Source organism: Pseudoalteromonas sp. OOF1S-7, assembly GCF_022347765.1.
In the GTDB taxonomy this organism is placed as follows: Bacteria; Pseudomonadota; Gammaproteobacteria; order Enterobacterales; family Alteromonadaceae; genus Pseudoalteromonas.
On record NZ_JAKRFZ010000025.1, the window covers coordinates 56,198 to 71,179 of the forward strand.

Consider the following 14,982-nt stretch of genomic DNA (forward strand, 5'->3'; position numbering starts at 1 on the left):
ATGACACATTCTCAATGGCAATTAACCGCCTCCCAGCGCGATATACTATTAGATCAGCTCTATTTCCCGGATAGTGCCATTTACAATATTGGTGGCTATATCGTGTGTGACAACATTGACTGTACTGAACTGGTACAGGCGCATAAGGCTCTGGTGCGCAGTCACGAAGCGTTTGCGATGCGCATTAGTCAGCAAAGCGGAACGTTTGCCGTTTATCTGAGTCAAGACGTAGATGACAGCCTGCCTGTGATCGATTTTAGCAACGAACCAGATGCTGAACAGAGTGCTAAAGCCTGGCTTGACGCGCGCTTTGCACAAACGCAAGCGATTTTTGACACACAACTGGCCCGAGGGTTTTTGCTCAGAATATCTCAGCAGCAGCACTGGTATGTTGGACTAAGCCACCACCTGGCAATGGACGGATTTGGTTTTGCGATATGGGTTAAGCAACTGGCCGCTTTGTACAACAGCGAAAAAATACAGGACGATGCCAGGTTATCACTCAAAGAAATCGCTCAGCTGGATAATGCCTATCGGGACAGTACTAAATATCAAAAAGATGCCACCTTCTGGCAAGATTATCTCGCCAGTTACCAGAGAGAGCGACTGGCTCCGCGTCACCATAGCGAGGGGGACCAGCAGCGCAGTACCCGTGCCATTTATCCACTTTCCAGAGCGGTATTTGATAATCTCAACCAGCACGCCAAACACGCTAAGCTGGGTGCTGCACAGGTGTTGCTGGCCACATTAGCCTATTACTTTTCGTTGCATACCAATCAAAAAGCACTGTTGTTCGGTAACCCGAGTCATAACCGTAAAACCGCACTGCAAAAACAAAAGTTGTCGGTGTTTACCAGCATCAGCCCATTGCTGATCTCAGTGCAGGACCTGCGTGTCATGAGCGAGCTGGTGAAGCAGGTTGCGCAGGCGCAAAAGGCCACCTATCGGCATCAACAGTATCCTCTGGGTCAGTTACTGAAAGACCAGCAACACAGTGGTGAGCAGGGCAGTTTTTTTGATTTTAGCTTTAACTACCTGACACTGAATTTTGCCGATATTCATTTCTCAAATCAGCCGGCGCGATTCCACTACCTTAATGCCAACGCCGAAAAAATCCCTTTTACGCTGACGGTATGGGATAACAATGACACCGATCTGGAACTGCAAATCGATTTTAACCATCGTTATTTTAACCAGGCAGAGATTGATGCCATCGCGCAAAGGTATCAGCGTGCACTGGCTTATCTTAGCCAGCATGGACTGGATTGTGCGCTGAGCGATTTGCCCTTCTCAGGCGATGCTGAGCAGCAGTGGCTGTTGGGGACATCACACAGTCCAGTCAGTTATGACACAGAGCTGAGCCTGCATCAGCAATTCAGCCACCAGGCTCAGCTGACGCCCGAGGCCATTGCCATTGAGATGCCCGACGGGCAGACACTGAGCTATGCCCAGCTGGACGCCGGTGCCAATCGCATTGCCGCTTATCTGCAGCAACAATACACGCTCAGTGCCGATACCCTGGTGGGCGTCAGCACGCAGCGACACGCCGAGATGGTGATGGTGATACTGGCCATTCTTAAAACCGGTGCGGCCTATTTGCCGCTTGACCCCGGCTACCCCAGTGCCCGACTGGCACAGATCATCGATGACGCTAAGCCGGTTGTGACTCTCACTGATAACCCGGCAATCCTGCAAGGGCTGGGCACCGACACGCTGAGCCTGGCCACTGTGAATGACGCGGCTATCTCATCTGCTTACCAGCCAGCTGCGCATCAGGGCGATAACCTGGCCTATGCTATTTATACGTCAGGGTCTACCGGCAAGCCTAAGGGCGTGGCGATAAGCCACCGTAATGTCAATGCACTGCTGAGCTGGGCCGACACGGTATACAGTCGCGAAGATTACGCGCGGGTGTTATGCAGCACGTCGATTAACTTTGACCTGTCGGCATTTGAACTCTTTTTTACCCTGACCCGGGGCGGCACCTGTGTGCTGGTGGACAATGCCCTGAGCCTGCTGGACTATCCGCTGCAGGTATCGCTTATTAATACCGTGCCATCGGCCATCAAGGCGTTACTGGAGCAAGGGGGGATCCCGGCGGGCGTACGGGTAGTGAACCTGGCCGGTGAGCCGCTGGGTCGCGATGTGGTAAACCAGTTACTTACAGGCCAGCATTGTGAGCGAGTCTATAACCTCTATGGTCCGTCGGAAGACACTACCTATTCAACCTGCGCCTGTTTCACGCAAGAAATCGACCATGTCCCGAGTATCGGCCAGGCGATTAGCAACACGCAGGCATTGATCCTCAATGACCAGCTGGCGCTGTTGCCGTATGGGGCAACCGGTGAGTTATACCTAGGCGGCGACGGACTGGCGCGAGGCTATCTGAATCAGCCCCGGCTGACCGCCGAACGGTTTATCGACAATCCCTTTTATGATGCCAAGGTGGCGGGCAGTTCAAAGCGTCTGTATCGCACCGGCGATTTAGTCCGCTATCAGGCGGATGGCAATCTGGCTTTTGTGGGCCGTGCAGACGATCAGATAAAAATTCGTGGCTTCCGGGTGGAGCTGGGCGAGATAAGCGAGCAGCTGAGTCGCCAGGCGGCGATCGACAGTGCGGTGGTGCTGGCGAAAAGCGGCGTCAACGGGACCTACCTGGTGGCCTATGTGCAGCCGACAGAGGCGCTGGATGAAGAGTCATATGCTGACTTTATCAGCCAGGCGCTGAGAACGCTTGCGAGCCGTTTACCGGACTACATGGTGCCGAAACTGGGGCTGGTGGTGCCACAGTGGCCGCTGACGGCCAGCGGTAAAATCGATAAAAAGGCACTGCCAGAAGTCGAGGCAGGCACACAACCGGGCCTCTATGTGGCACCGCAAAACGACACCGAACGCGCGGTGTGTGCTATCTGGGCTGAGCTGCTTAATATGGATGCGGCGACGATCAGTGCCACAGCGAACTTTTTTGAACTGGGCGGGCACTCGCTGCTGAGCCTGAAGCTGGTGGCAAGGCTGAACCAGCTTGGGTATCAGGTGAGTGCAAAAGATGTCCTTCGCTGCACTTCGGTGCAACAAATGGCTGTATTGCTCGAAACGGTGCCAGCTTATTGTGAACCGGTTTCATCCAGCCAGATCCCCGCAGGCTGTGAACGGATCACGCCTGAACACCTGGATCTGATCAGTCTGAGTCAGCCACAAATAGACACTCTGTGCAGTCAGTTTGCTGGGGGGGCTGCCAACATACAAGATATATATCCGCTGGCCTCGTTGCAGGAAGGGATCTTGTATCATCACATGTTAGATCCTGAAAACGACCCTTATGTATCCTGGTATTTGTTGGCGTTGCAATCTGAGTCACATTTGCCTCTGTTATTGCGGGCTATCCAGTCGGTAATCGAAGAGCACGATATCCTGCGGACCGGCTTTTGTTGGCAGGGGTTGGATGAGCCCGTGCAGGTCGTACTGAGACAGGTACAACTTGACGTACATTACCTTGATGTGCCTGACACTGCAGACCCTCAGCAGGAGATGACAGCGCATTTACAGTGCGACAAACACAGCTTTGACTTACACCAGGCGCCCTTAATGAGAGTGACGGTCGCGCAAACGTCCGGACAGTGCATTATTGGCGTGCAAATGCACCACCTGATTGATGACGCCATGTCTTTGTATGCGATCCAAAATCAGCTGCAAGATTACCTTAAAGGGCCGGCGACGGTGCCGTTGCGGATGCCGTCGCAATCTGGGTTCCGGGCTGTGATAGCGCAGCGTCAGCAAATGCAGCTCAATGACGCGGAAGCTTTTTTTACGGACATGCTGGCTGACGTTGAGGATCCCAGCTTTCCTTTTGGGCTCACGGATGTCACAGGAAAAGGGCTGGGAATGGACGAAACCAGCCTGACGCTTGCAAGTGAGACCAGCCGCCAGATCCGAATGTTGTGTGAGCGTCATCAGGTCAGTCCGGCGGCTTTATTCCATAGTGCCTGGGCGATGGTGCTGGGCACATGTTGTAACCAGCCTCAGGTGGTTCTGGGGACTGTACTGTCCGGTCGGATGCAGTCTATGGGTGATGCGCAGATGATCCTCGGGATGCTGATCAACACCTTACCTTTGAAGGTGGATCTACAACACAGTGCCAGTCAGGTGATCCAGCAAGTGCAGCGCGGGTTACTGGCGCTAACCAGTTTTGAACATACGCCTTTGGCCGTTGCGACGGGATGCAGTGCGGTGGCGAGCGACACCCCGCTGTTCAGTTCATTGATCAATTACCGTCATGCCCGGGAGCTGCACACACAAGACAATGCACTGAGGCTGCTGGATAGTTTTGAACGCACTAACTATCCATTTTCTGTCAGCGTAGACGACTTCGTTGAGCAGGGGGATTTTGTCCTGAGCGTACAGATTGATGAGTCCGTTGGTGCGAAGCGAATAGCGGATTACATGGTGCAGGCCGTGTGTTTTTTACTAGCACAATTAGATGCCGATGATGGCAAGCCTGTCGCTGCGGCCGATTTGCTCTCGGCGTCTGAGCGCTCGCAGTTACTACAAGCGCAGCGCGTTGACAATCCCTGGTCCGAACTGATGATCCATCAATTGTTTGAGCGCCAGGTAGCGCGTAATGGGGCTGCCACCGCCATTATTGATGAGCAAGCTGAGCTCAGCTACGAGCAGCTTAACGGGCAGGCCAATCAGCTGGCCCACTACTTGCGAGCTCAGGGTCATATTGGGGCGGACACCATTATCGGCCTGTGCATGGAGCGCAGCCCTGATATGCTGATTGCGCTGCTGGCCGTGTTAAAAGCCGGCGGTGCTTATTTGCCATTAGACCCTGACTACCCACAGCAGCGCCTGGCGTATATGTTGGAAGATTCTCAGGTCAATCTGGTGTTGTGCTCAAAGACGTGCACACAGACGCTGGCAGGGTTCAGTGGTGACATGGTGCAACTGGACGCCCTGCTTGAAGGTGAAGTGTTGCAACAGTACAGTGCTGATAATCTTCCCCATGATCTCAGTATACAGGCACCGTCAGCGCTGGCATATGCTATGTATACCTCAGGCTCGACCGGACAGCCCAAAGGGGTGCTGATCGAGCACCAAAATCTGACCAACTTTGCGCTGAACTGTGAGGCGAACTACGGCCTGAGCGGCGCGGATCGCATGTTGCAATTTTCGACCATGAACTTTGATATTTTTGTCGAAGAGTGGATAGCGTCTTTGTGCTTTGGCGCGACCTTAGTGCTGCGCAATGACCAGGTGATGGCGGGCAAGCAAGGGTTTATTGCATTTTGCCAGCAACACGCCATCACGGTGGCCAGTTTGCCCACTTCCTTTTGGCATCACCTGCACCTCAATGCATCTGAGTTAGCTGCATTGTCACTGCGAATGATCATCGTGGGGGGAGAGGCACTGGACGTAGCCGGGCTTGAGGTGATTGCTGCTCAACAAGGGCGCTGCGTTTTGATGAACACTTATGGCCCGACCGAAACCACCATTACGGCCACTTCCCTGCGCATTGATCACAGTACCGATCTCACCAGGACAATCACCATTGGTAAGCCGAATCCCAATATGGCCGCCGCGGTACTAGGGCAAAGCGGCCAGCTTTGTCCGCTTGGCGTGGCTGGTGAGCTGCACCTGGGTGGCCGGGGATTAGCGCGGGGTTATCTGGGGCTTGAGCAGGCAAATAAAGAAAAGTTTGTCTTAAACCAGTCTGTTAACGGACTGCCGGCATGGGCGTCGAGGTTATATAAAACCGGTGATCTTGTCAGAGTCAATCAGGCGGGTGAACTGGAATTTTTGGGTCGTGTCGATGAGCAGGTCAAGATCCGGGGCTTCCGTGTCGAGCTGTCAGAAATCGAGCATCGACTCATGGCTCTGGCAGGCGTCGAGCGAGCCCTGGTGCTGGCCAACCAATCACCCGGCGCACAGCCCCAACTGGTTGCCTATGTTGAATTTCAACAGCATGAAGCAGCGCCAGACAGTGGCCAGTTAAAGCTGCTGTTACAGGCACAGCTACCCAATTATATGGTGCCGTCACACTTTGTGGCGATAACCGACTGGCCTTTGCTGCCGAGCGGAAAGGTAAACCGCAAGGCATTACCGGCCCCTGTTAGCAGCCAGTCAGCAGAACCTTATCAGGCTGCGCGAACAGAAACGGAGCAACAGGTACAGCAGATCTGCGCCGATTTGCTCGAACGGCCTTTTGACACACTCAGCGTCACGGCCAACTTTTTTGAACTGGGTGGGCACTCGTTGCTGGTGATGCGCCTGGTGACCCGGCTCAACGACACTTTTGCGATAAACCTGGCCATTCAGGATTTATATCAGCAGATGACCGTTGCCAACATCAGTCGCCACATCGACGACGTTTTATCTTTGCATGCCAGTGACGCGCGCACGGAACAAAGTGCGGCTGTATCCGATTTAGAGGAATTTACCCTATGATGATCCATGAACTATATCGCGCTTTAGTGGCGCAAGGTGCCAGCGCACAGCACCATCAAGGTGAAGTTAAGTTACAACTCCCAAAAACCCTGAATGCGGCGCTAAAACAGCAGCTGATAGAGCGCAAAGATGAGTTAAAACAGTATTTGCTGGGGTTGTATGCCAGTGCGGCTCAGGTGAGTGCAATTGCACCGATACCGCGCACCCAGGCACATTACCCTTTGTCATCGGCGCAACAAAGATTGTGGTTTATCGATCAGTTGCAGGGCAATACCGTCGAGTACAATATGTCGGCTGCCTTCAGCGTCTGCGGCCAGTTCGAACCGGCGTTGCTGGAACAAACCATGCAGTCCATCGTCGCGCGCCATGAGATACTCCGCACCCGATATATCGAAGTGGCGGGGGAAGGAAGGCAGATTGTGCAAACAGCGCCATCCCGGCTTGTGTGTTTTCACGACCTGAGCCACCTGGATGCGTCGGCACAGCAAGCACAGCTCGAGCGCTTACAGGCAGACGAAACCGCTTACGCCTTTGATTTAAGTACAGACAGCTTGATCCGGGTGCACTATTCGATGCTTTCACCGCTGCAGGGCATGCTGCTGTTTAACCTGCATCATATTGTCTCGGATGGTTATTCGGTGGCCCTGCTGGTTGAGGAATTTTCACAGACCTACGCGGCTCTGGCCGCAGGACTGCAACCGGAACTGGCGCCACTGCCACTGCACTACATTGATTATGCACAGTGGCAGCAAAACGAAGCCCGGGCACAGTATCAAACCCAGCTGGATTACTGGCAGCAGCAGCTGGCAGATGCACCTGAAGTTCATACATTACCGTTATCGGGACTGCGAGACGCTCAGCAACATCCGGCACAAAAATACACTCAGCAATTGCCTCAAACTGTGGCCGAAGCGGTTGCCAACAGTGCCGACGCCTTTAAACTCAGCCCCTTTGCGTTTTTACATGCGTTGTTGTCACTGGTGTTAGCAAGGCACAGTCACAGCCAGGATATCGTCATCGGGACTCCGGTTGAGAATCGGCTGCAAAACGGATTGCAGTCGCTGATGGGCTTTTTTGTTAACACCGTACCACTGCGGGTATCGACTGAGTTTGACACCCTGGCGGCGTATTTTGAGCACGTTAAAGGCATCAATCAACAGGCACTGGCAAATCAGGCGTTACCTCTGGAGCAGCTGATTGAGGGACTACAGATCTCACGCAGCCTGGTTCATGCTCCTTTATTTCAGATCCTTCTGACGGTGGAGGGAACACCGGCTCAGCCTGTCAGCACGCACTTTAGCGTTGCCGATGCGCAGTTAACGCAGCAAGCCCTGCCGGTAAGCAACAGCAAGTTCGACCTGGATATCAACCTGATCTTCAATGATCAGGGACTGGCGTTGAACTGGGTATATGACAGCCAGTTATTTAACGCCGACTATATTGCCATGCTTAGTGGCCATCTGACTGAGCTGATCCGCGCTTTTGTGTCGCACAACCCGTTAGAGCTCGCCCAGCAGTCGCCACAGCAGGTGGATATGCTGAGCGAACAGGAGCGGCAACATTTACTGTATGATGCACAAAGCGAAACGCTGGCTTATGACCCCCAGTTGAGCCTGCATCAGCAATTCAGCCACCAGGCTCAGCTGACGCCCGAGGCCATTGCCATTGAGATGCCCGACGGGCAGACACTGAGCTATGCCCAGCTGGACGCCGGTGCCAATCGCATTGCCGCTTATCTGCAGCAACAATACACGCTCAGTGCCGATACCCTGGTGGGCGTCAGCACGCAGCGACACGCCGAGATGGTGATGGTGATACTGGCCATCCTTAAAACCGGTGCGGCCTATTTGCCGCTTGACCCCGGCTACCCCAGTGCCCGACTGGCCCAGATCATCGATGACGCTAAGCCGGTTGTGATTCTCACTGATAACCCGGCAATCCTGCAAGGGCTGGGCACCGACACGCTGAGCCTGGCCACTATGAATGACGCGGCTATCTCATCTGCTTACCAGCCAGCTGCGCATCAGGGCGATAACCTGGCCTATGCTATTTATACTTCGGGGTCTACCGGCAAGCCTAAGGGCGTGGCGATAAGTCACCGTAATGTCAATGCGCTGCTGAGCTGGGCCGACACGGTATACAGTCGCGAAGATTACGCGCGGGTGTTATGCAGTACGTCGATTAACTTTGACCTGTCGGCGTTTGAACTCTTTTTTACCCTGACCCGGGGCGGCACCTGTGTGCTGGTGGACAATGCCCTGAGCCTGCTGGACTATCCGCTGCAGGTATCGCTTATTAATACTGTGCCATCGGCCATCAAGGCGTTACTGGAGCAAGGGGGGATCCCGGCGGGCGTACGGGTAGTGAACCTGGCCGGTGAGCCGCTGGGTCGCGATGTGGTAAACCAGTTACTTACAGGCCAGCATTGTGAGCGAGTCTATAACCTCTATGGTCCGTCGGAAGACACTACCTATTCAACCTGTGCCTGTTTCACGCAAGAAATCGACCATGTCCCGAGTATCGGCCAGGCGATTAGCAACACGCAGGCATTGATCCTCAATGACCAGCTGGCGCTGTTGCCGTACGGGGCAACCGGTGAGTTATACCTGGGCGGCGACGGACTGGCGCGAGGCTATCTGAATCAGCCCCGGCTGACCGCCGAACGGTTTATCGACAATCCCTTTTATGATGCCAAGGTGGCGGGCAGTTCAAAGCGTCTGTATCGCACCGGCGATTTAGTCCGCTATCAGGCGGATGGCAATCTGGCTTTTGTGGGCCGTGCAGACGATCAGATAAAAATTCGTGGCTTCCGGGTGGAGCTGGGCGAGATAAGCGAGCAGCTGAGTCGCCAGGCGGCGATCGACAGTGCGGTGGTGCTGGCGAAAAGCGGCGTCAACGGGACCTACCTGGTGGCCTATGTGCAGCCGACAGAGGCGCTGGATGAAGAGTCATATGCTGACTTTATCAGCCAGGCGCTGAGAACGCTTGCGAGCCGTTTGCCGGACTACATGGTACCGAAACTGGGGCTGGTGGTGCCACAGTGGCCGCTGACGGCCAGCGGTAAAATCGATAAAAAGGCACTGCCAGAAGTCGAGGCAGGCACACAACCGGGCCTCTATGTGGCACCGCAAAACGACACCGAACGCGCGGTGTGTGCTATCTGGGCTGAGCTGCTTAATATGGATGCGGCGACGATCAGCACCACAGACAGCTTTTTTGCGCTGGGCGGGCACTCATTGTTATCGGTCAAGCTCGCTGCAGCGCTGCGCGCTCAGCTGGGTGCCGAGCTGCCACTGAGTATCTTATTCAATGCCACGACTGTGGCTGAGCAGGCCAAAGAGGTCATCGTGCGTCAGGGGCAGGCACTGTCCGAGGGTATAAAAGCCCAGTCCCGAGTCTTTCAGGACGACCCGCAGCTGGGGGCGTACAGCGTCGCGCCATTGTCGTTTGCCCAGCAGCGTTTATGGTTTATCGATCAGCTTGAACAGGGATCGGCACAATACAACATGCCGAGTGCCTTTCATGTCCAGGGCACACTTGATCTGAATGTGGTTGAGTCCGTGTTGCAAACCATCATTGCGCGTCACGAGGTGCTCAGAACGGTTTATCGCGATGAGTCGCAGGTGATCCGCCAGCACGCTGACTTCACGCTCGGCTATAAGGATTTGCGTATGCTGAGCGAAACCGCCCGTCAGCAGGCGATTGCCACGGTGATGTCGCAACAGCTAAATCAGCCGTTTGACCTGACTCGCGAGGTGATGGTGCGTGCAAGCTATATCCAAACCGCAGATAGCAGCGGCGTGTTGCTGTTTAATATGCATCATATTGCCTCCGATGGCTGGTCGATGCAGGTACTGGTCAAAGAATTTGCAGCGCTCTATCAAGCCTACAGCCGGGGTCAGAGTAACCCGTTGGCACCGCTTGTCATTCAGTATGCAGACTACGCGCAGTGGCAACGGGACAATCTAACTGACACGGTACTTGAGGCGCAACTGGGGTACTGGCAGCAGCAGTTGGCCGAGATACCTGCGGTACATAGTCTGCCTTTAGATAAGCCACGCCCGGATGTAAAACAGCATCAGGGCGGTCAGGTAAAAAGCACGCTCAATGGTGAGGTGGCAAAGGGGCTGACTGCACTGGCAAACATGCAGGGGTTAACGCCCTTTATGTTGCTCCATGGTGCATTGTCGCTGCTGCTATCCAGACACAGCAATGCCCGCGATATCGCTATCGGTACGCCGGTGGCCAACCGATTGCAGGCTGAGCTGGCACCCCTGATCGGATTTTTTGTTAATACGCTGGTGCTGAACGTCAGTACGGCTCATACGACCCTGGCGGACTATCTGGCCCATGTTAAAGCCGTCCATTTGGGAGCTCAGTCGAATCAGGATGTGCCGTTCGAGCAGCTGGTTGAGCATCTGAACGTGCCTCGCAGCAGCGCTTATTCGCCACTGTTTCAGGTGATGCTGACAATCCGGGGAGATTATGAAGCCGCCGAGCAGGTGGAAAACACGGGCTGGTCACTGGGAGAGGCAAAGTTAAGCCCTCTGGCAGAGGACGCCGTGATTGCCAAGTTTGACCTCGACGTAGACATCGCACTGAGCGACGGCGGCGTTGAGATCTGCTGGACCTATGATAAAGCGCTCTTCAATGCAGAACGCATTGAGACCCTGGCGCGTCACCTGGGAGTCTTACTGACCACCCTGGCGCACCAGCAACCCCAGGCCTTGCTGGCCCAGTCTCCGGGTACCGTGACGATGCTGTCGGCCGAGGAGCAGCAAGAGCTGTTGGTGACCTTTAACCAGCAGGTCGAACGCTACGATCCGGCACTGAGTATTCATACTGTATTCGAACAACAGGTACAGGCGACGCCACAGGCAACGGCGCTGGTATGCAATGCGCAGCGCCTCAGCTATGCCACGCTGAACCAACGCGCCAACCAGCTGGCTCATTATCTGTTGAGTGAGCACGGGGTGACACCTGAAACCCTGATTGGTGTATGCACCAGCCGCTCGGTGGAAATGGTGGTCAGCATTCTGGCGATATTAAAAGCCGGAGGCGCTTATGTACCGCTGGACCCGGATTACCCAACCAGTCGCCTGCGCCATATGGCATCAGATGCCGGACTAAAACACCTGCTTGGATTTGACAGTGGTCTGACGGTCGCTGAAACCCTGATGGCAGAGCAAGGCGGTACGGCCATTGATATCGCAGCTCTGCAACTGGACGCTTATCCACTCACCAACCCGGCACTGACCAGGGTGTCCGGTACCAATCTGGCCTATGTCATTTATACCTCAGGCTCCACCGGCAAACCTAAAGGGGTCGCGGTAGAGCATAGCTCGCTGGTGAATTATCAGTGTCACTGCCGTACGCAATATGGGCTGAGCGCTGAGGACGTAATGTTGCAGTTCTCAACCATGAGCTTCGATATTTTTGTTGAAGAGCTGTTTGGGGCTTTGTGTCAGGGTGCCAGCCTGGTGCTGCGCAACGAGGAATGTCTTGGCAGTGCCGAGGCCTTCAACGCGTTTTGCAGCGCACACCAAATCACAGTGATGAGCCTGCCAACAGCATTCTGGAAGCAAATGAGTGATATGGACAATGCCTTTGCCATCGAGACTCTGCGTGCGGTGATCATTGGTGGCGAAGCCATGAGTAAAGCCCATATGACACGCTTCTTTGCTGCTGCCCCCGGGGTGACTTTGTTCAATAGTTATGGACCGACAGAAGCGACCATTACCGCGACCACATCGCGTTTACACAAGGCATCAGACGCCGAGCAGATCACCATAGGCAAAGCAAATGTTAACAACACCTTACTGATACTCAATGAGGATGGTGGTCTGGTGCCGAAAGGCAGTGAAGGCGAATTGTATATTGGCGGGCCGGGCGTGGCGCGCGGCTATCTGAATCAACCGCAGCTGAGCGCAGAGCGGTTTATCCGCAATCCTTATACCGACCAGTGTGTGGCGATCGCAGCGCCACGACTATATCGCACCGGCGACCTGGTGCGTTACACCGAGCAGGGTGAATTGGTCTTCATCGGTCGTAATGACGACCAGGTCAAGCTGCGGGGATTCCGGGTGGAACTGGGGGAGCTGAATGGGATATTGGCCCAGCTCCCGCAGGTTCAGGATGCCGCCGTGACCATCTTTAAGGTCGAGGCAGAGCAGCACCTGGCCGCTTACCTTAAGTTGTATCCGCGTTATGCAGAGGCAGATCCACAAAGTACCTTGCAGGCCATCAGCCAGCAGCTGGCTGAGCAACTGCCGCACTACATGCAACCGGGCAGTGTGAACCTGGTCGATGAGCTGCCACTGACCGTGAATGGCAAGTTAGATATGGCTGCCTTGCCGCAGCCCAGACTCAATGTGCAGCAAAGCGAATATTGTGCGCCCTCCAGTGAATTGGAGCACCAGCTCGTCGCTATCTGGGCACAGCTATTGTCCCGCGATGCACAGGACATAGGTGTCACAACCAGCTTCTTTAATCTGGGCGGACACTCACTGCTGATCCTCAAAGCCGTCTCCCAGATCCAGGCACAGCTTGAAGCCACACTGACGGTACACACCATTTTTGAAAATGACACGGTCGCCACGTTGGCTGCCGAAATCGAGCGCCAACGTAATCAACACGCATTAAAACAACAAATAAACGATGCCAGCGCAGACCAAATTGAAAGGGTAGAATTCTAATGAACACACAAGCAATTATCGATCAACTGACCAACAACCAAATCCTGCTGTCTGTGAATGGCGAGCGTCTTGCCGTGGAAGCCAAAAAGGGTACACTGACCCCGCAACTGGCCGCCCTGATCAGAGACAATAAAGCGGCGTTAATGGCGTATTTGTCACAACAGCAGAGCCCGGCGTCTGGCGCGAACCCAATCAGCAAGCAGATCCGTGAAGCAGGGAAAAGCTATCCTTTGTCCTCGGCACAAAAGCGCTTCTGGTTTATTGATAAGCTACGTGGTGGCTCGAGTGACTATCATATGCCACTGGCATTTACCCTGACTGATGCTGTGTCATTGACGCATCTGGAAGGGGCGCTTAATCATGTACTGCAAAAGCATGAAATTTTGCGCAGCCGTTATGTACAATCTGACGATGGTACCACAGAGCAGTGCCTCAGTGACGCGCAGTTGCGCATTCACTACCATGACGGTGCCGCGCTCAGTGAGGCGGAATTTAACGCGCAGGCTGAGGCATGTATTGCTGCCCCGTTTGCACTGGAGCACGATCTGATGATCCGTGTTGATCATTTCACTATGCCCGACGCGCTGACCGGTGCCGGGTTACTGATCATCAATATTCACCATATCGCCTGTGATGCGTGGTCTTTGGATATTCTGAAGCAAGACTTAATGACTGCGTATCTACAGTTACAAAACGCGCAGCAGCCACACGGTGAGTTACCCATTCAGTATCTGGATTATGCCAGCTGGCAACAGGACTGGCTGAACAGCGAACAATGTGCGCAGCAAACCGACTACTGGCGCAATAAACTGGCCGATATGGCGCAACTGCATAGCCTGCCGCTGGATCATCCTCGCCAGCCGGAAAAGGCTAATTTTGGCAAGCTTTACAGTGAGGCCCTGCCAGAAGAGCTGGTGCCAGTGTTACACCGTCTTGCTCGTGAGTACAAACTCACCCCCTTTATGTTATTACACAGTTGCCTGGCGCTGGCATTGTCTCAGTACGGTCAGTATCAGGATGTGGTGATGGGGACGACGATTTCTAATCGGGACAGTGAACAACTACACCCCCTGATCGGTTGCTTCCTGAATCGCCTGGTATTGCGCCTGGACACTGATCGGGCACAGCCGCTAACTGAGTATCTTAAGCAGGTTGCGCGCACCCACATTGACGCGCAGAATAATCAGCAACTGCCTTTTGATAACCTGGTCGAAGCGCTGGATATCACCCGGGCAGGAAATTACAGCCCCCTGTTCCAGATCCAGTTTACTATGGGTTCTGAGCTGGGCGAGCTCTCAAACGAGGATGCAAGGTTACTGAGCGACGCCGGATTTGCGGGTTTTGAGCTGGGTAAAGACGCGGTTGTTGTACGCGGCGACCTGGATATTCATGCCCATGTCTCTGAGCAGCGTATGGTGATTGACTGGTCGTATGATAACGAACTGTTTGACACCCAAACGATCGCCACACTGAGCAGTTTATTCCAGCAGATCTGTCGTAATCTGACTCAGGCTTACCAGCAGCACACGATGGCGACTGCCAGTGTGGCCGATGTGCTGTTTAATCAGCCTCAGACTTTGTACACACAGGCGGGAGAATGTCGTCTTGATGATGCAACAGGCCTGATTGAACGCTTCGAGCAGCAGGCAGCCCTGACACCGGATGCCATTGCCGTACACAGTGACAGCGAGCAACTTAGCTATGCGCAGCTTAATGCCCAGGCGGCCAAACTGGCCGACTGTTTGCAGGAGCAGGGCGTGGAACCCGGCGATCTGGTGGGCGTTTGTATGCCACGCAGCGCCTGCCTGATGGTCAGTTTACTGGGCGTGCTCAAAGCCGGGGC

At 54.4% G+C, this 14,982-nt stretch carries 3 protein-coding genes; all 3 read left to right on the forward strand.

Going from position 1 to position 14,982, the window contains the following annotated elements; all coding sequences use genetic code 11:
• On the forward strand, window positions 1–6,444 hold the full coding sequence (locus tag MHN33_RS22600) for a non-ribosomal peptide synthetase (RefSeq protein WP_239401584.1): 6,444 nt from the start codon (window positions 1–3) through the stop codon (window positions 6,442–6,444).
• Window positions 6,441–13,139, forward strand: a complete 6,699-nt coding sequence (locus MHN33_RS22605) for a non-ribosomal peptide synthetase (RefSeq protein ID WP_239401586.1) — start codon at window positions 6,441–6,443, stop codon at window positions 13,137–13,139. The genes MHN33_RS22600 and MHN33_RS22605 overlap by 4 nt, the downstream gene beginning before the upstream one ends.
• Window positions 13,139–14,982: condensation domain-containing protein (locus tag MHN33_RS22610; RefSeq protein WP_239401588.1), on the forward strand; the 1,844-nt coding region annotated here is incomplete at its 3' end. The genes MHN33_RS22605 and MHN33_RS22610, both read left to right, overlap by 1 nt.

What these genes read in the sequence shown, in the direction of transcription:
- MHN33_RS22600 (WP_239401584.1), top strand. Translation starts at nt 1, where the DNA reads ATGACACATTCTCAATGGCAATTAACCGCCTCCCAGCGCGATATACTA.
- MHN33_RS22605 (WP_239401586.1), top strand. Translation starts at nt 6,441, where the DNA reads ATGATGATCCATGAACTATATCGCGCTTTAGTGGCGCAAGGTGCCAGC.